The organism is Verrucomicrobiota bacterium, from assembly GCA_016200005.1.
In the GTDB taxonomy this organism is placed as follows: domain Bacteria; phylum Verrucomicrobiota; class Verrucomicrobiia; order Limisphaerales; family PALSA-1396; genus PALSA-1396.
The window spans coordinates 1-25,158 of sequence record JACQFP010000025.1 but is presented as its reverse complement, the minus strand read 5'-3'; the positions used below and the strand labels follow the sequence as shown (position 1 = coordinate 25,158).

Below are 25,158 nucleotides of genomic sequence, written 5' to 3'. Positions count from 1 at the left end.
TCTGCGCGTTCACTGTGAATCGTCCGACCGTTTTACGTCTGCCTCGTCGAGCGGCTCCTCGACGGCGTTCCGCAGCCATGCGGTGTCGAAGCCTTTTGCGCTTGTCCCTTCGACCTGAACCGTGATTTCGCCGCCGTCTGACTTGTCGGCTAGATTCGCGATGGCAGGGAACGCCTTGAAAATCTGATTTCGTGTAGCGGTAAACCGCAGCGAAACGTTCATTCGCACAGCAGCGGTTTGAGCAGGTTGCCCGGTGCCTGGCGTTCCTCCGGCACTCGTCGCGGACGACGGACTTGCCGTGGCTGCGCCCGGTTGTTCCTGCATTTGTCCCGGTTGCGCCGACGCGGGGGCCACTTGAGGCAATGCGACCGGCGCAATCAACCAGCCGGTCTCGAAATCAACTTCGTCCTCGACGATGGTTCGACCAAAAACGATTTTCTCACGGCTGACCTGCACGCGGTTGTCAGGGCCGATCTGCGGTGTTGCGCCGCTGAACCATGCGAACTGAGCATCACCGACGCCTTTGACGATGGCCTTCTTCAGCACGTCAGCAGACAAGATGCGCGGTGGTTCGAGAAACTCGAAAAACGCATTCAACACGTCACCAGCCTTGATCAGCAGCCGTGGGGCTTCGCCCGTCGCAACCGATTCGCCGAGCTTCACGCGCTGCATCAACTTCGCGGCCGTAACCGTTGCGTGAACTTTCGGCGTCCCGACATTCATCAGTAATTCCATGATGCGTTCGTGAACGCCTGTTGCTTGTAGCGGGCGTCCGCCGATTTCCACTTTGTCGAGCGCGGGCGCGCCCGACTCCATCCGCAACAGCCAGATTGATGTATAGAGATTCCGCAGCGCCGACTCCGCTGCCGCCTCTTCCGTGCGCCGCCGCTCGCGCAACTGGTCCAACTGATCTTTGCTCAATCGGTGCTTCGCCTTTTGACCCTCCACGCGGTCAATCGCGAGAAGGTAGCGCATGGCGCGCCGGAGAGCCTCGACTTGTTTCTTCTCAGGAATGGCAAGCCCGATGCCGTTGCGGTATCGGCGCGGCTTGTCTCCATATTGGGTCAGCAACGCCAGCCCTCGTTTCTCCTGTTCGGCCCTGGTTTCGGCCGCGAACTCCAACGGCAGATACGCGACCAGAAAACGCGGTTCGTCATTGGGGATTTCGCCACTGGCTTCCGGCCACACGATGGCCTGTTTTCCCGCCAGCCGCTTTTCGAGCAATTCCTTGATGGCCGAGCGCACCGGCCCGGCTTTTGGATTGGCGGTGTCTTCACGGGTGACTTCCTGTTCCGCGTCCTCAATTAGCTTGGTGACGTTCGGGTCTTTCTTGAAACAGTAGCGAACGCCATCGAAGTGCAGATAAAGACAGGCCGAGCGCAATTCCGACAACACAGCGCTGGCCGTGATGCTGTCCAGGTCCGGCCCGACGCATGATGAAAGCAACTCGGTCTCGGTGACTCCCGATGGCAGAGTTTCCTCCGTGCCAGCGCCCGCTCGCCGCAATCCACCGAAAGAATAAACTAAAATCGCCGTTGCCAGCCGCGTCGCCGGCTTTACGTTCGCCAACGCGGGCGTTTCCCGCGCCAATCGCTCGTCAATCCGTTTAGCCCGTGCGCTCGGCCCTTCGATGTCGGCGGAAATGACGGCATCGTAATCGTTCTGCACGCCGAGTTCCTTCAACATCTTGACGCGCACCTCAACGTTCTTGAGCGGAATCTCCGCCGGTCCTAACAGTGCTCGCGCTCCTCCATCTTGCTTCAGCGCGTGGAGGCATGAGGACAAAAACTTCAATGCGCCGCGCGTGCGCTGAAATTGGTCCACCGCCGCCCATCGCTCGCGCATCACGTCAATCAACGCGGGATGAAACGGGTAAGCAGCCTTCATACGGTTGAGCAACGCCAGCCCTTCCTGTTCGGCGTGTTGGCGGTCGGACAGCGTCTCCGCGTGAGCCTGGCGCATTCCCGTCACCACCTTGCTGTAACTCTCCGAAACTTCCTGGGCGGCAGCGGCAGGAGGCGGCCCGCCGAGCAAGCGGCGATGAAGAACGTGGAGCACTTCATCACCCGTGACCGGTTCGCGCAACTGGTCCACGCGCGACGCCAGCTTGTCTATCTCCTGCAAGAGCGCCACGTTGCCGAGTGATTCACGCGCGCTCCATTGCAGCGAATAAACCATCGCTGCGTTTTTGCTTCCCGCGACCTCGACCGTGAGATTCTGGAAAAAATCCTTCGCCTGTCGCTGCAATGTCGAGTCGAGCACTGCGACGGCTGAAGCCCGCTCCATGTATTTCAATACCTCGTCCAGCAGAATCAGTTTCGGACTGCCCGCGAGCATTTGTCTAATGACATCTCCACCGGGAGAGACGCGGTCCTTGTCGTGGTTTTCGACCAACTTGAATTTATCCGCGCCAATTTGCCATGCGATCCAGCCCCACATCGTTTGAATCTTCCGTCCATCCGGCAGCGTTTTGCCGTCGCGCGCGTCAAACTTCTCGCCGTCGAATACCGCCACGTCCATTTTTCCGGGGTCGGGCAGGCCTGCCGCTTCCGGCAGAACATTCAGCGCCGCGCGATCCCGGGCCGCGTGGAGCAGCGCTGCCAGCGTGTGCGATTTGCCGCCGCCAAACGGAGTGCGCAATTTGAGCACGCGATTGAAATCCGGCTTGCCTGCCAGCGACGCGAGCACTTCCTCCAGCAGCTTCCGCAAATCCACCGTGAGGTAGGTTGCGCGGAAGAATGCCTGCGGCTCACGGTTCACGACCGGCACAACCGGGTCGCGCTCCGCAATCGCACCGAGATCAATGGCAAACACCGCTTCGGGCAGATTGCCCGCCTCCACGTCGGGGTGGAGTTTCACCAACTCGGTCCAAGGCTTTAATGAGTGAACGCTCATGCCAATCAAGATTTCCCGGCAGCAGTGAACAAGGTTTCGGGCACGAGCGCACGCCAATTTGCGAGCAGCTTGCCGAGCGCGGCCTGCTCTGCGGCTGTCGTATTCACGACCCCAGTCTGGTCCTCGCTGCCGCCGGACAATCCCGCGCCGGCCAATGCTTGGGCTACGAGTCGAAGTCGTTCGCGGTCGGGGCGGGCCTCGTCCAGGAAGGTGGGCAGCTTGCGTGGTTCGTTTTCCATCAGCCAGAGCAGCCGATGCAGTGAGTCAAGCAGCGGTGCGGGCTTGCCCTCGTCGTTCGGCAGACCAAGTTTTTCCAGCGGGCCGCGTTCGGTGTAATCGCGCAGGCGATACTTGCCCTTTTTCTTTTCCACCAGCGATAGTGTGCCGTTCGCCAGTCCATCCGCGCCTTCCAATTCCACCGGCTGGCCGTAGGTGAAGACGATGGCCTCGCCCGCGTCCAGTTCCGCCGTGCGATACGCGTAGCGCCACAAGACGTAAAACCGGCTTGGCCCGTCCACCGCCGCCACGCGGCTGCTGGCCACACCGAAAATCTTTTCCAACAATGTCTCCAGCACCACGCTTTCCACTTCGCCGAGAAATTTTTCCGCTGGTACTTCCTCGCCGTTGGCATACTCGACGCGGGCAAAGCGCGTGAACGCGCGCAGACCCGCACCGACGGCGGCGATGATTAAATCCGCGCCGGTGATGCCCATGCGCCAGAGCGTTTCTACGCGCTCGCGCACGATTTGCTCCAACTCCGGGCGAATTTCATCTTCGTATGAACCGGTCTTTGCACCGTCGCGTTTTCGGGCAATAAGGAAAATGCTGGAAGCTAACGCAGCCGAATCCATTGCCATCAACCTCCCGCCGAATTCCGTATCGAGCGGCCACGCTTCAACCACGGTAAAACCCGAACGCCTCAAGGCATCAACCAGAGTCGCCCAACCTAAAGTCGTCTTGTGGGCATAGACGATGACCAACTCACCATTCGCCTTCAGTACGCGATTTGCCTCGGTGAGCGAGAGAAACATCATTTGTTCATAGTTGGAACTGGCTGCAGCCATGTCCCCGCCGAATCGTGATGACAGCGCAGTGATTTCCGCCTTCTTCGGAGTTAGCTCAGTGCCGAAGTGCTCAGGGTGGAGAAAGCCAATCGACCGCTTGAGCCAAACGTAAAAAAAGTCTGAAATATCGGCGTAAGGAACGTTGTCGTAGTAAGGAGGGTCAGAAATCACAGCGTCAAAGTTGGCGTCGGCGCTACTCAACTGATGCGCAGAGCCGCGCTCAACTCTCGCGTAGCTATGAAGTATCGCGGTTTCGTCAATGACCGCTCGCACCCAGTCTATGGCTTGGGACATATCTCCCGAGGCATCACCGAACGGATTGGTTTCGGAATAGTCCCACACGAATGGTAGTGCTGGGCGGCCAAAGGTGGATTGTGTTTTTGTGTATCCGGGGTCCCACCTGCAAAGCGAACTTCCGCGATCGGCCATACGGTCAACAACAATTCCAAGAAAAGTTGCCACTGCTTTGCTCCGCTCCTCGTCGTAGCCAGTGGTTCGCATTTCAGCATGGGCGCACCTAACAGCACCACATTGCGTGAGAAGAGAGAGCAGTTGTCTTCGGTTAAATAAGTCTCCCAAGGTGGTAAGCCCGTGCCGTGTTGGGGCGGTCATGCCACGCGCATTCGGCGAAGGCCGCAGCGGGCTGATTTCTTCGGCTGGAATCGAGATATTCGCTCTGCTCGTAGTTTCTTCGATGCGTTTTTCAATGTTGGCGGCTGTAGGCAGCAATCCTCTTGGCGCGTCCAGTTCGCCAACAAACACCGATCCTGATTTGTTCGCACTTCGGCAGACAAACGCGAGAAGTTGAGACCCGACTCTCTTTCGTATTCCTTGCTCTTGCACATAGTCCGAATCCGCAACTGCCCCACAAAACGGACAGGTCGCATTCCCCTCCTTTGAAAAGGCCGTAGGGTCGAAGCCCAAACCGGCTTCACTGCGCCCTTGGACGATTTCAAACCGCACGCGCTTTTCGCCTTTGGGCGCGACCAGACGCATGGCTACGAAGTGATCTTTCTTTTTGGAAAGCCAGGTTTGTTTCACCAGCGGCACGGTCGCGTTGCACGCGGGATTCTTGCATTGCACGGTCCGCGTCCACAGATACGCTACGGGAGTCAGGAAACCGCGCTTCGCTTTGAGCTTCTGCTGCGGGTCTTCCGCAAAACCCATCGTCCCCTGCGGGTCGCTGCCAAGTTCTTCGCCGCTCGCTTGCGGGTCGGGAATCGGCGGATACAGGTCGCCAATCTCTGCCTTCACTTTTTTCAGCACCCAGTTGCCCCAATGCTCGACTTCCGCCGCGAGTCCGGCCCAAGTGCCATCCTTCGCCGAACCTTTCGCGTTCGGATCGGGCTTACCGAATTTCTGCGGATAAACCAGTGTGCAAAGCTGGATGATGTGCGCGACCGGATTGAGGTCGAGCGCATACGATTCGCAGCCGAGCCGCAACGCTTCGAGCGGAATCGCCCCGCCGCCCGCAAACATATCGAGCACTTTCGGACGCCCTGCCTGCCGCGCCGCAAGCCTGCCCGCTGCATATTCTCTCTTGAGCCATTGCCGACCGAATCCGGTTTTCAATTCCTTTTCCCTCGTCACCGCCTCCTCGCGTGAATCGAATTCCTCGTAGTGAATAACCTGCAATGGCCGACGAGAAGAAGTCCATTCAACTTTGCCTTGGTTGTGTTCCTCAAACCGGCGCGGAACATTGTCAGTCTGGCCGATGTAAAACGAATCATCGGAACACTTGATTACATAAATGAAGAACTTCCCCGGGCGCGGCGCAGGCAGGGGCGCGCGTCCCGCCACAATGTCTTCCACCGTGACCGGCTTGCCCGTCTCGCGGCTCAACCGTTCCGCGTGTGCCTTGAGGATGTGCTCTTGTGCTTCCTTGATGACATCTGGCGAGCCGGGATACTGGCACAACCGCTCGATGAACTTGGCCGCGTTCGCTCGTCCCAAACTTTTCTTCTGCGCATCCGACCCACCATTCGGCCTGCCTGCCTTGTCGGCGCAGGCAGGCACAAACTGTGATGCCGGCACGAGTGCGCCGTACACCGCCGCCCGGCAGGCGACGAGCGGTCGCCGCGCCCACCACAAATGCAGCGTGGAGATGTGTCCCTTGCGTGGAGACTTCTCGCGCGACGCCTCGGCACTGATGGCCTGAATCGGCAGGTAGTCTTCGATTAAACGGCGGTCGTCGTAAGTCATTTGGAAACTTTTTTGATGGCTTTTGTAAGACGTTTTCTGGTGTTGCTGATTTTATGTTGCATCGTGGACGACGCTTGCCTGACTGCTTCCTTTAGCTGCTTTCTGGTTGTTTTGAGTTGCTCATCCAATTCTTCAACCTTGCCGATAATTTCCTTTTGAATCTCGGCTGCGAGTTCAACGCTGTCGTCCACTTGGATATATCTTTCGACCCGTTTGCCGAACCGGCCTTTTTGGCTGTTCATAGGTGGTTCGGCGACCTCAATGATGATTCCCTCCAAAACATTGGCAAGGTGACTGCGCGAGGAAACATTGACCTGTTTGCGTGTGCCGACCTTGTTGTCGGTGGTCCTGACTTTCTGAAGGCCAAACCAAGAAAACATATCCCAACGTCCGGCGAGATCGTCCGAAAGATGCGCTTTGAGCCGGTTGCCGAGACAGCTTTTGTCAGACAAGCCTGCCTGCCCGACATAAACCAAACGATAATCAGCGTAGAGAGAGTAAATGCCGGTCTGCGTCCAAAAATCCACCTCACCCTGCGTCTTGGCATACCGCCGCTTACCCGCAAGACGCGCACGACCGATGCCGCGATCACCTTTCCAACGAACCCAATCGCGCTTCCAGAAAAGCCCCATGTTGGCGATTATTTTCTGCCCCTGGTCTTTTTTCTTTTTGGCCGCCATAAATTCCTAACTGGTACCGTCAGAGAGAAGGTGTGTGTTCAAGTCTTCTTTCGAGGTTGGACTGGCATTTTGCTCACGAGTTGCCGCGCGAACTTCTGTATGATGTCGCGTGGCAAGAGGCCGTGCTTGGCCATTTCTTGCCGAATGGCTTCGAGCATGGTTTCATCTTGCATCGTCGGCGACGACGCTCTGACTGACCGTAATACTGACACGCTTTCCTCTGCCAACTGTTTGACCATTGTTGGGCTGGCGTGAAACAGGTTGCCAGCATGAGGAATGGCGCCAGCTTCGACAGTTTGGCGTGGCGATTCGATGATACACACAACTTCGCAGTCTGCGGAACACGGACGGTGCGCCTTGACCCAATTGACGTGACTTGCTGCCTGGCGCACGTCATTGGCACCGATTTCGTCTCCGGGCGAGTGTTCCACTTTGACCTCATGAGCGATGTGAAGCTTGTCTCCAATTGACCAAACGCAGTCGGGGTCAGCAGTGGAATCAGGAGCATCACTGTCAAAGCCCAAGAGATCGCCAAGACTTTTCAATCCCCGCTGAAACGTGTCGTGATCCTTTGACATGATTTCTTCCAATAACAACTTCATTTGCTGGTCGAATCTCTGGCCAGTCAGACCGAGTTCGATCAAATGTCGGCGCGTCGTTTCCACCGCAAGCGGTGTCAATTCATCTGCGTCAGCAATGGGTGACCCCGCTATCGTAAGGCGGGCGAGTTCAGCGAACCAACTAATCGAGAGCGAGCAATTTGCCGCCTTCGCGTAATAGTCTTTGGCAATTTGAAGCGAACTCGCGGCCTTGTTGGATTCATGTCCTTGTGTGGCAACGTCGGCAGCGAGGTAGTACCACCAACCACGGTAACCTTTGGTTTCGTTGCCGCCGAGATTGTCTGAGACGGATCTGGATTTCTCCAGCGCCTTTTCGAGATTTCCCGTCCAAAGTGCATAAACAAAATCAACTTCGTCGGCGGCCACGTTCTTTAATCTCTTGGCGACTTGGTCCTCCTCTTTAGTCTTTTTGCTTCTCAAATTCAGGATAGCGCGCTCCGCATGTGACCAGTCTTCGCCTTGTTCGATAAGCGCCTCCAGCAAGGCGACAAAATCCGGCCGAGATTTGCCGTCCGAATTCTCCATGCCGAATTGAAGTTCAGCCTGAAGTTCAGGATGCAGAATTTTTCTGTTCTCCGAGCGCAGCACGAAGTCTATGAGATTTCTGTCGAGCAAAAGCACGGCTGAGTAATCACGATCCGAGCGAGTACATCGCCCAACGCCTTGGGTGAAGCGTGTGAGCATCCGATCCCGTAACAACGAACTCGCTGCAAGTCGGGTGAGCAGAAAAGACTCCTGAAGATTCGTCCCGACTGGTAATCCCATCCGGATCAGCAAACGGCAGCTTTCATCTGGAAGGTCAATCCCATCATATCTGTTTGCCAACACAAGCACTGTGTTTTCGCTCTTTGTGAACGAATCGAGCGAATCTTCGATGTGTTCACGGCCTAAAACCCGAACGCCACTCTCTTCAAACATCGTAACGGTTGTGCGTCGTACGGCTTCGTTTGGAACAAGAGTCAGAGCGCGCTTGACCGATTGAACCGAATCGACCGCTGTTTGGAGGGCTTCGGTTTCATCACACGATAATTCAGGCATCAAAAAGAGTCTTCTGCCCGACCCACGCTTATCCCAACCTGCGGGGATCGGAAGTCTTTGAATCTGCCGGACACCGGTTATCCTCTCAAGCTCTCCACCGGCACCAAGCGTGGCTGACATGTAAACACGCTGCTTTGCGCTGGCGAAGGGAGCGTGGGTTTGAGCCGGCGGAATGATGGGACGCAACAATATCGCACCCCAGTTGATGAACAAATTGCAGGCTGGTAGATGGTCTGCTATCATTTGCCACGAATAAGAGGCATCGTCGTCCGCCGGCAAATGTGTAGTGATCAGATCTCGCAACGCGCGGAGCCGGTCGCGAAGGTGCTTCCCCGGAACCATATCGATGTCTCGCGTCCAAAGCGCAGGTGGTTCTTCAGATCGCAATCTGGTCGCGAATGAAGCCGGAAGGAGGGGGGCGAAGATGTCAACGATGGCCTTGAATAACACGTCGTGGTCTTTCCGTGTCAGCTCAACCGACCACATACTGCTTATGTAGTTCTCAGAGGAATGCGCGTCATCGAGGACAATGGTGCTGGGATCCTTGATGCGTGGATTGGTATTGAACAATCCGCTGTAGGTCGTTACCGCGATGGCGCTGCCTCTTTGGTAATCATCGAACTCTTCAGCATTGTAATCCCTTTGTTTACCGACGAGAACGTGTGCTTTTATGCCGTATCGCTTCGCCTGCCCGCCAACTTGGTTGGCGAGTTGACGGGTCGGGCACAGGTATGCGACCCGGTCATCAAATTTTCGCCTCCGAAATTCTGCGATGAGCAGTGCGACCAATGTTTTGCCCGCACCCGTCGGCAGTTCCAACGCTATGTCGGGGGTGTGAAGATGCTCCTTCGTGTAAGCGCGAAGTAAATCGGCCTGGTGAGACCACAAGTGGCGAATCTCTTCCGCACGCGCCTTGAGATCATGAAATAGAAGCTCCGGATTTGCTGGGCAGCCGCCATCTTCAAACTCCGTTTTGAAAAGTCCCTTCTGTGCCATCAGTGATTTTCTCCTATTTTGTTCCTCCAGGGGCAGACAAGGCATCAGCCGGAATCTCGTAGTAACGCGACGCGATGATTTCGCGCTTAGCTTGCTCGAGCTTTTGCCGCGACACCCTTGTATGCGCCGCACTACATAGTCTGCCCGCGCGAAACACGAGCAGGGGCGACAGGCATGTCAGCGCTGACTTGCCTCTGGGGATTCGAGGGAGACCGATGTCCCATAAATGTCTCATTCCGCCGGGTGGCACATCGGGCGTGTTTGCGGCGCATTTCCGAGCAGTAAATGTCTTGCCTGCCCGTGCCCATGAAGGGTTTGAAGGGTTTGTGAAGGGTTCTGGCGGTGAAGTGTTCATGACGGGTTTGAAGGGTTTTTGACGGGTTTCTTCCGCAAAGCGTAATAGGTCCTGCGGCCAGTGGTTCCTATTCGCTCAAACACGCCCTTTGCTTCGAGAATGCCAATGTCCCTCAACGCTGTGCTATCGGATACGCCCACGAGCTTTTGGTATTCGGCGTTCGTGATCCGGCCATGCTGCTTCACAAAACCCACTGCGTTCTGCTGCCGTTGGTTCAGTTCTAGCCCCGCCATTACCGCATCGGTCAGCCAGTCGCGCCAGACGGTTGTCACAAATTCGCCGCCGCGCTGCTCGAAATCAGGCTCGGGCAGCGCGTGGGCGGCGGTTTCGCGGATCATCATCAGCGTGCCCGTGCCGAATTTCTCAATGTAACGGGCGAGGAAGAGGGCCTCGGCGATCCGCGGGTTGCGCGCGATGGAACTGTGGGGACGCCGCAGGCGCTCGGGCGTGAGCGGCGGCGGGAGCACGCCGGGATTCCAGACCTCGACACGATCGGCGAAGACCGACACCTGCACGGCTGCGGCCGATGTGTAGTCGCGGTGGGCCACGGCGTTGACGATGGCTTCGCGGATGACGTCGGGCGGGATTTCGTAGGCGACGGGCGCCTGAGTGCTCAAGGCCCGAGTACCGACACTGCGGTTAAGCACACCGAGCACGAAGTCGGCAGCGCGATCCACCTGGTCGAAGAGGCGGCCTTTGAAGATCTGGTAGGAGGGCACGGGCCGCTGAATTTCCGTGCCGTGAAAGTGCATGCAGCGGATTTCGGCGGCGGGAACGAAGCGTTGAGGCTCGCGTCCGAAGATCAGCAGGGCAGCGTTGGTGGGCTGTTGGACGTGAAGCAGATTCAGGTGGGCGAGCACATCGGCCACAGGCACGCCCTCCGGCAACGGAAACTGGCGCTCGTGGCGCGCGCGGCGTACAAAGCCGGCGACCGCTTCCGCGTCAATGTCGTCGAGCGTGGCGCCGGGGCAGGGCCGTTCCTCAAAAGGCCGGTCTTGGATGACGCCACTGTTTTCGAGCTGTTCCACCAGACTGGCGTAGAGCGCGGCGGTGAGGTCGGGAATTCCGGTGAAGCGGCGGCGGATCAATTGCGCGCCGGCCTTGCCGATGAGGGCGCGCATCTTGGGGTGGCGGTCGCGATCGTTCGCTCCTTTCACGAAGATGAAGCGGGTTTTGCCCAGAGCGGTGGCCTTATTGAACTCGCGTTCCGTAGGAGAGAATCCCTCGGCGTCTTCATTCCCATACTCGCTCCCGAACAGTCCGACATAAACGACGCAGCGATCCACCGCGTCCAGATACACGTCATCGGCACGACGATCCGATGCCGGCAGGTCTTCAAACAGAAAGACCTGAAAGAAACGGCGCAACAAAGCGTCGCCCTCAACGTAGTCTTTGACGGCGCGCCGCTCGGCGGCCAGTTCTTTCTGAACGCTGCTGATGAAAATGATGGGGTCGCTCATCGCTGAAGATTTTTTAGCGCCTCAAGGCGTCCGCCGGAATCTCATAATACCGTGACGCGATGATTTCCCGCTTCGCGTGGTCGAGTTTCTGCACAGGATTCTGGATGGCGACCAGTTCGGGCGATTGGCCGAGCGGGTCCCACACGACACAAAGCCAGTAGTGCTCGCCGAGTTGCTGCGCCTTGAACCACTCATTGGTCGTCAGCACGATGTTACCGCCGCGTTTGCGGCCTTTGACTTCGATGCGGCGCACTTCCATTGCGCCGGTCGCCTCGTCGAGCAACTTCACAGCACGAATGTCGAAGCCCTCGCGCTTGTTGCCGGCGAAGCGGGCGTTGCCGACGCGCTGGCAATCCTCCCGGCGAAAGCCTTCCTTCGTGACCAGGTGGTTGATGACGAACTCCTCGGCGGCGAGTTCGGTCTTCGGATCGCGGTCGCCAAAGAGCGAACCGAGGTCTGCCGTGTCTCCGGCGGTCGGGGGTAATACGAGAGCGGTCGCGACGTGGCGAACGGGTCCGGTGCGGGCGATTTCCAGACGATTCAAACCATCGAGCCGTTCCGTGCGCGTCCGTTGCAATTCATCCACCTGTTTGCGGGCCTCTTCGGCAGGGAGTTTGTATTCCGGTTTGGAACCCACTTCGGCGGCGAGCAGCATCGCGCGCTCCTGCGCTTTCTTGATGCGCGCGTCGAACGACTTGTCGAGGTACTCGCGGATGATGCGGGCGAATTGCTGACGTTCCTCCTGACAACGGGCGCGACATTCGAGTTGGTAGGTCGTCTTGAGGAAATCGGCAGCGGGCTGGGAATTTACCGGCTCGATTTCCCTGGGCGGCTTGGGATGCGGCGGGAGGTTGAGCAAGATGTCGCTGGGCACGACCTCGAACGCTCCAGCTTCCTCGCGCACGGCAACGAGTTCGCCATAAAGTGGCACGTCTTTGCCCTTGGTATCCTTGCCTCTGATGGCGATTTCAAAAAAATGCAGCACGTAGGCGGTTGGCGAGAGCGGGTCTTCGTAGCACGCAACATTTCCGACCAGCGCAGTGAGGCGCTCGTTAAGTTTCTCGTCAACGGTCGCGTACAGTGCGTGACCGGGACCGAGCAGGACGGCGTCAATGTGCGCATCCTCTTCCAAGCGGGCCTTGTCGAACGCAACTTTGCGATAGGAGACGTCCGGTTTGCCGAGCTTGCGCACAGCATCGAGCCGGTCGGAGCGAAGGTCTGCCAGAACGTGTTCAATGCGCCACAGGCCATCGGCACGCGGTTCAGTGCGAAGCCCGATTTCTTTCGCAGCGGCAATGAAATGCGCCTCGACGTAACGCGGCATGAGACGGCGTTCCTCGATTTCGAGGTTTTGTTTTTGAAAGCCGGTGAAGTCCACATGGCCGCGTGCGAGGGCGATGCCAGTGGCTTCCTCGTAAGACTTCAGTTTGCCGGGGTCTATGCGGTCAATCTGGTCAATGTATTCATCCAATCGGCGAGGGTCGTAGGCGGCCTCCCGCATCATTTCCGGCAGATTTACGTCGTTGAGCGAAAGCACTTCACCGATGACATCGAACACGCGGCCTTCGAGGGCTTCGTGCATCTGGTCGAGTTTTTCCAGCAACCGATGAAGAATTCGGCCCTCGATAATCGGTTGGCCATCCACGGAATCGGTGGCGACGAAGTTGTAAGCGTAAACGTCGCGTTCCTGACCGATGCGGTGGATGCGCCCGAGCCGTTGCTCCAAGCGCGTCGGATTCCACGGCATGTCATAGTTGATCATCAGATGACAGAACTGAAGGTTGATGCCTTCGCCTGCCGCTTCGGTGGCGGTGCAGATTTGTGAGGAAGTGCGGAAAAGTTCCTGCGCGTGTTTGCGTTCGTGCGGGTTCATGCCGCCGTGGATTTCGCAGGTGGTGTAGTTCCACTTTGCCAGATTCTCCTTCAAATAATTGAGCGTATCACGATGCTCAGTGAAAATCAGAAGCTTGCCGCGACCGTCCTTGAGTTCGGCGAACTGCGCCTCGCCAAGACATTTCTTGAGTGCAGCGAGCTTGGAGTCGCCCGCGCCTTCCCGGACGCGGCGGGCTTGCTCGACGAGTTCCTTAAGCTCGATGATTTCCCGGCGGAGTTGGTCGAGTTCGACTGCGGCGGTGTAGTCGTCCACCAATTGGTCGCGCGCCTCGTCGTCGAGGTCGTCTTCTTCCTGCTCCGCGTCGGGTAGCCGACCTTGAATGGCGGAGAGTCGCTTGGCGCGGTCCTTTGGTGAAAGACCTTCAAGTTCTTTCAGAAGATTCTCCTGTTTGAGCAACCGGCGCTTCATTGATTCGTGGATGGCGCAAGCAGAACTGGCGAGACGGCGTTGCAGCACGGTGCGAGCAAGCGCGGCGGACGAACGACGCTGGCCGCTTTGCTGCGACATGAATTCGTTGATGTAGGCGGTGACGGCTTTGTAAAGCGCGAACTCCTCCTCGTTGAGGTTAAAACTAACGGTGATGGCGTGGCGGTCAGGAAAGAGCCGCTGGCCGTTCATGTCACGCAAGTCTTCCTTCAGGCGGCGCAACGCCCACGGACAATCTTTGCCAAGGCGGAATACTTCCTTGCGGATTTGCTCCGCCTGCTTGCCAAGCCGGTGCGGTTCGGGGAAAAGGTCGGGGTCAATGAGGCGAAGAAAATGCGCGAACTTGTCTTCATCGCCATGATGAGGCGTCGCTGTGAGCAGCAAGACGTGGTCAGCCTGCGAGGTGAGCTTGGCGGCGAGTTCGTAGCGTTTCGTCGGGTCAGTCGAAGGTTCGCGGCCCGCGCCGCCGGGCCTGGTGCGCGCGGAGCACTTGTGAGCTTCGTCAATAATGACGAGATCCCAATGTTGCTGCCAGATGCGCTCACGAACAGAATCCTGTTTCGCGTAGTCCAGCGAGGCGACGATTTGCGAGGATCGCTGCCAGGGATTCGTGAGTTGCTGCTGGTCAACCGCAGCGAAAATGATGTCGAACGTCTCACCGAACCAGCGGAGCATTTCGTCCTGCCACTGAATCGTTAGCGGCGCTGGACAAAGAATGAGCACGCGCTCGATGGCTTCGCGGAGCTTCAGTTCCTTGATGAGCAGCCCGGCCATGATCGTCTTACCAGCGCCGGGATCGTCCGCGAGCAGAAATCGAAGGCGCGGTTGCGGCAACATCTTCTGATAAACCGCCTCGATCTGGTGCGGCAGCGTGCGGATCCCGGACAGGCTGACTGCGAACTGCCGATCGTGCGCGAAGGCGAGCCGGATGCGCGCGGACTCAATCAACAGGCGAAGTTTCTCTGGGTCGGCCAGCGTCGCTTTTGCGGTTCCCGCGTGATCGTCGGCACTGAGCGCGGCGGCTTCCTCTTTGGAAATGACAGCTTCCTCAAGCGTCCCGTCTGCCAGTCGAACGCGACATTCGTAGCCGTTGGGCAATGGCCGTGCGTCCTCCAGAATCACCGGAGCATCGAAGTGCCCCGGAAGCTGAATTCGCACGCCAATGGGAAGTCGGGTTTCCATCGTCATTTTTCCGCAGTCTGCGGGTGACGGTAGCAGGACGTTCCCATACGGACAATCCTTTGTCGTTCTCGTGGTTGGCTTCAAGGACCTGACGCTCGTCTGTCGAGCGACATGCGCCGCTCTGATTGCGGAAGGCTGGGCCATCGGCCCTTGTCCTCGGTGGGCAGTTCGGTAGTATGCTGACCGTTACGGCTCGGACGGAAATGATTAAGATCGAAGCAATCAACACTGATTCGCCGCACCTTGCATCGGTGATGGCGCTACACCGGGCCGATGGCAAGAATCTTGGCATGTTTCCCAAGGGAGCTTTCCAAGAGCGAGCCACGGAGGGGCAAATTCTGCTCGCGCTCACAGGCGGCGGCGAGTGCGTTGGTTATCTCCTATATCGAATCGCACGAGAACGTGCTGCCATAGTCCATTTTTGCGTACGCGCGGATTTCCGTGGCAAAGGCGCCGCTCGGGCGTTGGTTGAGAAGCTGAAATCCGAAACCAAACAGTTGAGGGGCGTTGGCCTCTATTGCCGCCGCGATTATGAAGCGAATGCTGCATGGCCAAAGTTCGGTTTCGTCGCGGTGGCAGCAAAACGGGGGCGGGGCAGTGACGGAGCGGAACTCGAATACTGGTGGCTGGACCACAATCATCCCGATTTGTTTTCCTTTGGGGCGGCTTCCAGTGTCGCAGAGGCGAAACTGCGAGTGGTGATTGACGCGAACGTATTCTACGATCTTCACGAGCGGAATACGCTGGAAAGCGAGGATTCCAAGGCATTGCTTGCGGACTGGCTGCAGGAGAGCATCGAACTCTGCCTCACGCCAGAGATTTACAACGAGATTCGCCGCGCGCCATCCGAGGAACAAAGGCAAAGGAGTCGGAGTCTGGTGTCGAGACATCGAATTCTGAAAACTGAAGATGCACGAGTGCAAGGCCTGATTGCGGAACTTGAGTCGGATTTTCCAGACGCGGCATGCCTGCGGGATGATTCCGATCTCAGGCAGGTCGCACACAGTATTGCTGCGGATGTTCCTTTTTTCGTGACCCGCGACACAAAGCTCGTCGAGCGGTGCGATTCACTTTTTGACAGTTACGGCCTCCGTGTCCTTCATCCCACGGATTTGATCAACGAACTCGACAGTCTGCGCCGCGAGGCGGAGTACCGACCTGCCCGGCTTGAAGGATCGAGACTGACCGCGAATCTCCTCCGCGCGGAACAGGTAGAAATCGTGGTCGAAGCCTTCCTCCGACCAAACGGTGAGAAGGCAGGCGATTTCGCAAAAGCTATTCGACACTTTCTCGCCAAGCCGCAAGAACACGAGTGCAAACTTGCGATGACGGGCGAGAAAGAGCCCGTGGCACTCTTGGTCAAGAGCCGCACGCCCGACTCAGCCATCAATATCACCCTTTTTCGCCTGACTAATCACTCATTGGCTCCAACAGTCGCGCGGCATTTGCTGCGGTCATTAATCGAAAACGCATCGCGCTCAGTCCCATTGTTAAGGATTGTTGACGCGGATTTGGCAACTGAGGTGAAGCTCGCCTTGGAGGAAATGGGTTTCGTCCCGTCGTCCCAAGGTTGGTGGAAGGTTGGAGTGGGGCAATCCCTGCCAGCGGAGGCGCTCAAGCAGTCGGTCGGCAATTTCACGTTACCCGATGACGTGCTTGCGACAATCCGTGCAGGCATCGACGGCTATCTGCGCGAAGAATCCGCACTCGGAGCAGCGGATATCGAAAGGGTGCTTTGGCCGGCAAAGGTCGCAGACGCACCTCTGGACTCGTTTGTGGTGCCCATCCAGGCACAATGGGCGCAGCATTTCTTCGACGCGGATCTGGGAAGCGAACTGCTCTTCGGACTCAGGGACGAATTACACCTTGGTATTGAGGGCGCTTATTACTGCTCAAGACGGAATACTCATCTTCAGCATCCCGGTCGCGTGCTGTGGTATGTGAGCAAGGGACCGGAAGGGCGCGGCTCGATGACCGTCAAGGCCTGTTCTAGAATCGAGGAGGTTTTTGTCGGCAGGCCCAAAGAAGTGTTCAAGAAATTCAGTCGTCTTGGCGTTTATCAGTGGCGAGATGTTTTGAACGCCGCCGGGGGTAACCTCAACGAACACCTTCTGGCGTTTCGATTTGCAATGACGGAGCGATTTGCTCGACCAGTGTCGCTCGAGGAATTGGAGCGCCTCGGTGTCGCCCCGCCGATCATGTCACCGAGAAAAATCACGCCTGAACAATTCACCGCAATCTACCGGATGGGAAAACAACTGTAGCCAAAAACCATGCCAAACCACGCTCTCCTGATCTCCATTCGTCCTCGATTCGCGGAGATGATTTTTGCCGGAACGAAGAACGTCGAACTCCGGCGGCTGCGACCGCGCATTGGAAAGGGAGACTTGGTTTTCGTCTATGTGTCTTCTCCAGTGATGGCACTTGAAGGGGCGTTTGAGGTCGGCGAAGTCGTTTCTGGCGCGCCAAGCTCGATATGGCGCAAATTCAATGGAGGAAGTGGATTATCAAAACGCGAATTTGACGTCTACTACAAAGGAAAGAAAACAGCGTTCGCGATCTTAATTAACCGTTATTGGCGGCTCCCCGCCCCGGTTCGACTAGCAAAGCTCAGAAAGGAACGCAACGGATTCCACCCTCCGCAGAGTTACCACTACATTTGCAGGCGCGCCTTCTCACGCATCGCCGGGTTTGAAAGCCAACTCCGACTGAACTAACGAAGACGATCTGGTCCGTGAATCGCTCCCGTGCCGGGCAATTGATTCGTGCAGATTGACGTTTGCCGATGGATTCAATCCGGCAAACCAGAACGGAGGTAAAACAGCGATGCCCAAAGGCGGCCGGTCTCGCCTTTGCTGATCAGGTCCGCTGGAGTGCGGCCTTCAAATTCCTCCATCTCGGTCAGCAGCCACGGGCCGATTTCTTCGGGCTTCATCAATTGCTTGAGTTCGTTGTAAACACTCTGAATCTCCCGCAGCTTGGCCGCGTAAACGGGGCTGATGGGGTCGCCTTGTTCCCAATTCACGATGGCACGGTCAGAAGCGTTCATCACATGGGCGAGTTGATTGCGACTCCAGCCCAGCGCTGCCCTCAGTTTGGCGAGGGTCAACTTCCCGGACTTCGCGGTTTCGGTGTCGGCCTCCTGAATGGCTTGGTTGATTTCCTGAAGCCTGGCAAAGAGCTTGTCGCGCTCTTTTTCCAGGCTGCGCTTCACTCGCGCCACCTTTGTCGGCCGTTCTCTGACCGCTGTGCTCATGGAATACTATATCGGGTAGGCGTTGAAGTATTTCAAGAAGCATTTCAATCCAGCGGTTGCAGGCTCGGAGCGCTCAACATCCCGACTCAAGAATAGAATGGCCATTCCCGCTGAGTCGGCCGTCCGAGGGATTCCTGTTCGAAGCTGCCTAGTTTGTGCGCGTTCAACATGGTTTTCAGAACCTCGCGTTCGGATTGCATGGCTTCCGACTTCAGCAATTTATTGACGAGCCGTTCTTCAGCGGCATCCAGAGTGGGAGAGTCCGTCGCAGGTCGCCAGTTCATGTGAAGAGATCGAAACGGTCGGCGGGTGCGTTCTCGAAGGTCACGGAGAATGTCAAAACCTTCCGGGTCACTGTCACCAAAATGCCAAAACTCCAATGCATCCGGCAGCTTGTTCAGCAATGCGAGCGTCGCAGAACCTGGATAGCTCGTGCAAATGAGCAATTCGCCGGAACGGAGCTTTGCCAACTCGTGAAAACTGGTTTCGTTTTCCACAGTCAGGCAGCGGCGGGCGGGAGTTTCAACTCGTTCCGCGCGGGTGATGTCGGTTTCGGACAGGCGGCATGGGCCTTGGAGCGAACCCAAGTTCAGCCATTCACCGTCCAGCAACAGACGAATCGGTCCATGGACGAGCGCAAAGCGCGGCGCTTGCAGGATGCCAACGTCTTCAAGAGAACGAATCTCGCCATCGGTCACGCGTTCGAGAATCGCGCCGAGTTTGCCACGACGGTTGCCGGTGTCATCTTCCGCCGCGAGTTCGCCGAGTCGTTTGGAGTTACTTGTCAGCACACAACTGGCAAACCGCAATAGCGACTCCTCTCCCTTGGCGTGCCAGGCTAGCAACTTGGGAACGAGTGCCAGCAGTTCAGAATTGACGGCCAAATCGTCGCGAGAGAATGGAGTAATGGCTGCCCCTTGAATCGCCGCTTGCTGGAATTCCGCGCAGCATTTTCGCCACGACTCGCGCCAGCGGTCGGGAACGTCGGCATGAACTGCCTCGGCAAACTGTTGAGCCAGCCGGAGGCGGCGTTCTGCGGGCGGAGGATCGCCCAGCAGTGCAAATAGGTTGGCTTCATTGGCGAGCGGGAGTCGGACCTGATGAATGATGTCTGCGTCCCGGCGTGGACCTTCAAGGCGCAGCAGCTTGCCATGCAATTCACGAAGTTGGCGGATGGCGGTTTCCCGATCATCGCCATCTTCGCATCCGGCAGCAGCCAGCAGCTTCTTGAAATCCACCAGGAAGTCGCGCTGACCCGCGCCAGTGCGTCCGGCCCTGGACTCGGCGTAGAGCCTGGCGAGTGCGCGGAGGATTGGAGAGGCGGATTTCATTTCCGTCACGCGTGTTCACGCATCCACTCCCGTCCTTCCTCGGAATCCCGAAGGATGGTCACAGGGACGTTGCGAATGTGCGTGCGATTGCCACGGCGCTCTTCGTGGCGCGAAACCACGATGAGTTCGTTGCACAAGCTGAACGCCGTCGGGACGTTGCCCGTGCTCATGGAGAAGACGCCCTGAAGGTCCAGGTCCTTGATCGCCTCGATGCAGTCCTTGATACGTCCGGTATCCATCTTGGAGAACGCTTCATCAATGGGCACGAGGGCAAGCGACGGATCGTTCCATCGTCGTTCGTGCCGTTTGTAGGAGCGCAGATAACTGGCGAGGATCGCGACGAAGTACGGCGACTGGTTCTCGCCTCCGCTCATCTTGCCGCTCTGCTTGTCCACGCTCACCGGCTTGGCCTGCGGGTCGCGTGCGTCCCAGACGAGGAGGTCGTAGTCAAAGTATTGCCGATAATCCAGAAGCCGGTCGGCTTCGGCGCTTTTCTGCGCATCGGTGAGCACATCCAGAAAATGTTTCAGCGCATCTTCAAGCTGGCCCTGCACGGCCTGATAGAAAAGGCCATCGTCCTGGAATTGAGCGTTGAGATCAATGAGTTGCCGGTAGAGACGAAAATCGGGATTCTGTTTGCGCTCAATCTGGTAACGGTCATTGCCGATGGGTTGCTTCAAGTGGTCGTTGAGCAGCACAATGGCATTGTTGACCTGTCGCAACGCCTGATCCATCCGCTGGAGAACATTGCTGCGGAAAAGATGTTCCCACCGCTTGCGCTCCGCCTCGGCCTTGGCTTTGTAGTCGGGAATGTTCGCCTCGGCAATTTGTGTGAGCAATTTGGCCCACGGCTCGTTCGAGGGGTTTTCAGGAGAGAGATCCTGAAACTTGCGATAGGCCAGAGCCAGTTCGTGCCGCGCAGCTTTCAATTTCTCCCAGCCGACCTCGGCCTGCTTGTCGGCTTCGCGTTCCAACCGCTCGAACTCTCGGGCGGCTGCGTCCAGTGCCGGGATGGCAGTCGTTACTTCTTTGCGCCAGTCGCTGAGACGGGCGGCATGAATAGAAAGGTCGCCGCTCTCCTGTCTGACCCGTTCAAATACACGAGCGGCGGCGGATTCTTTCTCCTCCGCTTCCTTGAGATTGGTGGTCAGTCGATCAATTTCACCCTTCTTCTGGCTCTGCAGCAATCCCCGCCACTCTTTCTCCCAACCTTCCAATTCCCTTCCAAACGTTTCCAGTAGGCGTTCCTTTTCCTCGAAACTCCCACGGTCCATTGAGTTCAGTTTGGCGAGTGTTTGCTTCAACTCATCCTCCAGTTTCGGTAGCCGTTGCGCCTCGCGCAGGTCGCCCATCAATGAAGTGTGGCTCGGGATGAACTCTGCCGCGCGCTCGCAAATGTTCTGCACCGCCGCGACAATCGGGGCGAGTTGGCGCTCCTTTGCGTCAAGCTCCTTCCATTGCGATTTCTTGAGACCGAGTTGCTTTTCCAATCCGCGCAATCCCACGAACGGCATTCCGTCGTAATGCCGCCGTCGCTCGACGAACGCGCCGCGGGCCATGAAGCCGTCCTTGAGAATCGCGAAGTCATGCTTGGCCAGATCTTCACTGTGCTGCACGCACATCAAATCACCGAAGAGATGGCTGACAATGGCGCGCGCGACGGGATGCTCCATGTGCACCTTCTCTGCGAGCGAGCCGGGTTTCACCGAGCGCTCCAGGCGCAGTGCCTTCACCGGATTCACGAGCGATTCCTGAGGGGAGTCGGCTTTCAATGCCTGGTAGATCTTGAGCGCGGCAGCGTAATTCACTTCACCGACGACGACAGAGAACTTGCGAGTGAACGCAACTTCGATGGCGGGTCGCCATTCTTCATCCGTGACTTCACACAATTTGCACAGCGGCTGCGCCGCCGGCGTTCGTCCCTCCCGTGGCAAATCTTCGTTGAGAGCGTTGAGCACGGTGGTCGGGAAGGGAAGTTGCCCGCTCTCCAACAGCGTGATTTCTTCCCGCAAACGACCCTTCCGATCGCGAAGCTCGTTCAACTGTTGAACTGTAGGCCGCACGGCCCGGCTCAGCGCAGCTTTCAACTGCTCGGCTTCACTGGCGACAGCAGCAAGGGCAACTTCGGTTTGGTCTGCCGCGCAGGCTTCGAGTTTTTTGATGGCCGCTTCCATCTCTGCGGTCGCCACGGGTTCGGCAAGCGGCGCTGCGACCACGTCCTTCAACCACTGGCGAGCTTTCTGAACGCGATTGCGCAGTGCTGAATCCACGGTGCTACCGATGCCCTGCAGGCGAGTGATTTCTCCAACCAACCGCTTCTTCTGCTCTTGAAGTTCCAAGTAAAGCGCCCCGCCCGGCATTTCCTTCAATGCGGCCAACTCCCGCGTAATCTGACTGCGACGCTCCTGGATCAGATTGTCGAGTTCCCCGATGCGCGCCTCCTCCTTCGCAAACGCCGCTTTCTCCTTCACCAACTTTTCTTCCTGCTCGCGCACGCAATCCGCGGCGTATTCGTGAGCCAATTGTGCAGCCAGCCACCGCGCAACAACACGGTCGCGCGTGGCGTCGGCGTGGCCGCGGTGATGGTCACGAATCGTTTCAAGGCGCGTCTGTTGGTCGAACAACTCGCGAAGGTCATCTTCGTATGCCTTGAAATTTCGATAGCTGGCAACCACATCCGCGACGTTGAGCTTGTCGTCCGGCAGGATGAACCGCCGGCAAAACTCATCGAAGCTCTTGAGGTTCGTGAAGGACATCGCCTGCGGAAGCAGGGAAGTCAGCACGGCCCGGTTGAAATTCAGGTGCTGTTCGTTGGCCATGTCGCGCAAGTATTGGTCCTGCGTTTCAAACAGCCGGCCGTCGCGTCCCTTTTCGATGAGGTGGCGGAACGCGGCCATTTCCAAGGGGCGACGGTCCGCATCCAGAAAATCCGCCTTTGCCAACGGTCCGTAACATACGAACGGCTTGATGTGGCCCTGATTCTCCGCCGTGTTGCGGAACTCGATGCGCAGTCCCCACGTTTCAATGCGCGTCTCTTCCGAATTTCGAGGTGGCCATGTGAATTCGAGCGCCACGTAAGTGATAGCAGCCGGACGGAGGTATTGCGGCACGCCGTTTTCTTCGCGCTTGGTGTCGAGCAGACAATAGCCCTTGAGTGTGCGGTCGCCCTGGCCACCGGTTGCGGACCGGTTAAAATGCCGGTGGGCGGCATCCGTGCCCACGAGCACCGCCATCACCAGATCCATGAGAACGGACTTTCCTGATCCGGTCACGCCCGCCAGCAATAGATTGCCTTCGACCGACAGGGTGTCGTTGTAGCCATACCAGTTGATGGCGTGGATGCGGGTGAGCTTGATAGCGCGGGTCATGATTCAGATTCCTCCCCTTCGCCGCCGACTTCCTCGGCTTCGGCTTGCGCGGTCTGCGGGCTTTTGTGCAACTCCGCCGTCTTCGTCCACTCAGCGATTTCGTTGAACTGGATCACGCGCGGCAGCGTTTTGAGAACCTCGATTTGCGACTGTTCAAATGGTTCGGCCAGCTCAAATCGAACCAGGTTGAAGCGCTGGGCTTGTCGGAGGATTTCCAGCATCCGGCCGGCAATTGTATCCGGGAGCCATCCCCGGCAAAAGTTTGGAGGCCGCCGCTGCGCAGGCAAAAGCAATGATTGCAAAGATTCTGACTTCGGACGCAGAGCCGGCGGCCAGGGCGCTGGACGCAATTCTCTGGATCGAATCGAAGTTGGATAGTCGGGACTATGAGGCGTTAACACAATTGCCACGTTTGGGGCAGGAGCAGCCGGCGATATACACACAGACTCCGTCGCACGCAGTCGAAAAGCCGACTCCAATGATGGTGAAGAACAACCTGAAGCATCTGATAACGCAAAAGGGCGTTTATCACAGCGACATTGCTGTCGCTACTGGCATTCCTCGATCCACTATTGCGCGGGTCTGCAAATTCGGCGATTTGCAGGCGTGCTTTGTGCCGGCCATTTGCGGCTATTTTGGTATCGCCCCTCAACAATTGTTGACAAGCGACCTGACCCGCCCGGCGGACACCTCGGAAACCAGTCCTCATCATGATGCGCCTTCCCAGCCGGAGGCCGAGAACCAACCATCTCCCGTGAAGTGCGAAAAAACTTTTGACGACATGATTGTGCAGCATGATCCAGCCGCCGTTGCAGAAACAATCGCTCAGAATTTGGCGGGCATGATGTTCGAACGGAATTTGACGGCCAACGGGCTTGCGCTCAAGGCAGGTATTGCCTCTCCGCAGTGTTACAAAACTCTCAAGAAGGAGGCGGTCCCGAAGCAGGACACCCTTTCGAAGCTGGCTAAAGCGTTGGATGTGACCGAGGTTCAAATACTGGATCCGAGACGAGAGAACGTTGTTCCAAATCCATCTCTCGTTAAAGCCAATCTCAACTCCATCATCGCCCACCACGGAATCGCGAGCAGCACGTACTTTGTTCGGTTTTGCCGGATGGACAGCAAGATCATGCACGAGGTGCTCGCGACGGGAGACATTTCAGCGTTGCAGGCGCATCGCATCGTTCGGACCGAGGGCGAAAGATTCTCAGTCCGGCAGTTAGTGATGGAGGATATAACTGCCATGTACCCGCCGGCGCCGGTGCTCAATCCACTCGTCATCAGCAGGAATCTCCAAAGCATCGGTTGGGAACGAGGCTTGTATCCGGCGGAAATTGCGCGAATGGCGGGCATCTCGCCAATGTCCGCGGTCGCTTACGCTCAAGCAAGGTCGCGCCGCATTGACCGCAATCTACTCACGGAGGTCGCACGAGCACTTGGGATCAGCCTTGCTGAACTGGCCGACCCGGCTCGGCCCGAAATCACGGTGACCCCATTCTTCAAGACGAATCTCGAACACCTCATCAACTCATCCGGAATGGCACCGACGCCTCTGGGTGAAGCTTGCGGGATAGAATTAAGAGTTCAACGCACGCTATTAGGCGGCACAGACCCTAACCCGCACCAAGTGGCGAAGCTGGCCCGATTTTTTCACGTGTCGCCGCGAGATCTGCTTATGACGGATCTGCGTGGGTTCCATTCCCCGCCTGACCAGAGGCAAGCACAAAACCGTGATCAGCAATCGGCGCAAGTGTCCGAGAATAACGCCGACGCGGACGATCCGAGTGGCGAAGAACGCGAATCCGCGGAACCAATTTGCTGTTCAATTGAACGGTGCAGCGGCACATGACGGACTTGACCTCTTGACCGGAACGCCGAGTTAAACAATCCAGAAATGATGTTGCAGAGTGGAAAAGCAGTGTCGTGCGAGGCCATTGGGAGACGTGTCTGCACTCGAAGGCAATCAAATGGGAAGTGTAGTCCAAAAGTAGTCCAACGCTTCGCCTCCGCACGACCCCTGCACTGCAACGCACCCGTTGACTTTCTTAGAAAAACCGCGTAAAAGCTAATAAAAATAGCGCTTTGGGATACCTTCTAAGCAGATGGTCGCGTGTTCGACTCACGCCGGGCGCGCCAAGTTCAACAACCTCCTCGAGTGCGGTAAACGGCGCGCGGCGTTCACGCCGCTTCAACTCACGAACACCAGCCGGTACAATTGTTTCCCAGCGCCTCACAACTTTGCGCGTTGAAGCGGAATAAATTCCGCGCTCCCGGTCGCGCCGCCGCCGAGGATGAATTTGGAAACAAAATCCGTCGCCAGGCGTGTCGCCGTCCTAACGGCACGCCGAGACGGAGAAAATCTTTGGTGTTCATCAATTCAAAGCTTCATCG

13 protein-coding genes are annotated in these 25,158 nt (G+C 57.4%); 3 read left to right on the top strand and 10 right to left on the bottom strand.

Going from position 1 to position 25,158, the window contains the following annotated elements; all coding sequences use genetic code 11:
- Positions 1-9: 9 nt before the first annotated feature.
- The 6 genes from HY298_09175 to HY298_09150 form a co-directional block, all read right to left on the bottom strand.
- Positions 10-2,895 carry a DUF499 domain-containing protein gene (locus HY298_09175; GenBank protein MBI3850446.1) on the bottom strand — a complete coding sequence of 962 codons (2,886 nt, stop codon included), beginning with the start codon at positions 2,893-2,895 and terminating at the stop codon, positions 10-12.
- 5 nt (positions 2,896-2,900) lie between these two features.
- Positions 2,901-6,161, bottom strand: a complete 3,261-nt coding sequence (locus HY298_09170) for a DUF1156 domain-containing protein (GenBank protein ID MBI3850445.1) — start codon at positions 6,159-6,161, stop codon at positions 2,901-2,903.
- Positions 6,158-6,841 (bottom strand): hypothetical protein, encoded by a 684-nt coding sequence (locus HY298_09165; GenBank protein ID MBI3850444.1) that lies wholly within the window; start codon positions 6,839-6,841, stop codon positions 6,158-6,160. Before HY298_09165 ends, HY298_09170 begins: the two co-directional genes overlap by 4 nt.
- A 38-nt stretch (positions 6,842-6,879) precedes the next feature.
- The gene (locus HY298_09160; protein ID MBI3850443.1) at positions 6,880-9,495 is read right to left on the bottom strand and encodes a DEAD/DEAH box helicase; all 2,616 of its coding nucleotides are present in this window, start codon (positions 9,493-9,495) and stop codon (positions 6,880-6,882) included.
- Positions 9,496-9,846: 351 nt separating this feature from the next.
- Entirely contained in the window at positions 9,847-11,310 is a 1,464-nt protein-coding gene (locus tag HY298_09155) for a DUF4062 domain-containing protein (GenBank protein MBI3850442.1), read from the bottom strand.
- Positions 11,311-11,323: 13 nt separating this feature from the next.
- Positions 11,324-14,812: a DUF3883 domain-containing protein gene (locus HY298_09150; GenBank protein ID MBI3850441.1), complete on the bottom strand. Its 3,489-nt coding sequence runs from the start codon at positions 14,810-14,812 to the stop codon at positions 11,324-11,326.
- Between the two features lie 203 nt (positions 14,813-15,015).
- Here HY298_09150 and HY298_09145 point away from each other — a divergent pair, with 203 nt between their 5' ends.
- Complete coding sequence (locus HY298_09145) at positions 15,016-17,076, top strand: GNAT family N-acetyltransferase (protein MBI3850440.1); 2,061 nt, start codon at positions 15,016-15,018, stop codon at positions 17,074-17,076.
- A 9-nt stretch (positions 17,077-17,085) separates the two neighbouring features.
- Entirely contained in the window at positions 17,086-17,529 is a 444-nt protein-coding gene (locus HY298_09140) for a hypothetical protein (protein ID MBI3850439.1), read from the top strand.
- A 74-nt stretch (positions 17,530-17,603) separates the two neighbouring features.
- Here HY298_09140 and HY298_09135 read toward each other — a convergent pair whose 3' ends face one another.
- The 4 genes from HY298_09135 to HY298_09120 form a co-directional block, all read right to left on the bottom strand.
- Positions 17,604-18,068: a hypothetical protein gene (locus HY298_09135; GenBank protein MBI3850438.1), complete on the bottom strand. Its 465-nt coding sequence runs from the start codon at positions 18,066-18,068 to the stop codon at positions 17,604-17,606.
- 86 nt (positions 18,069-18,154) lie between these two features.
- Entirely contained in the window at positions 18,155-19,399 is a 1,245-nt protein-coding gene (locus HY298_09130; GenBank protein MBI3850437.1) for a DUF2399 domain-containing protein, read from the bottom strand.
- A gap of 5 nt (positions 19,400-19,404) precedes the next feature.
- Positions 19,405-22,767 (bottom strand): hypothetical protein, encoded by a 3,363-nt coding sequence (locus tag HY298_09125; GenBank protein MBI3850436.1) that lies wholly within the window; start codon positions 22,765-22,767, stop codon positions 19,405-19,407.
- Positions 22,764-22,988: a hypothetical protein gene (locus HY298_09120; protein MBI3850435.1), complete on the bottom strand. Its 225-nt coding sequence runs from the start codon at positions 22,986-22,988 to the stop codon at positions 22,764-22,766. Before HY298_09120 ends, HY298_09125 begins: the two co-directional genes overlap by 4 nt.
- Positions 22,989-23,059: 71 nt before the next feature.
- Between HY298_09120 and HY298_09115 the strand changes: the two genes are divergently transcribed.
- On the top strand, positions 23,060-24,616 hold the full coding sequence (locus tag HY298_09115) for a helix-turn-helix transcriptional regulator (protein MBI3850434.1): 1,557 nt from the start codon (positions 23,060-23,062) through the stop codon (positions 24,614-24,616).
- The last annotated feature ends 542 nt before the right edge of the window (positions 24,617-25,158 follow it).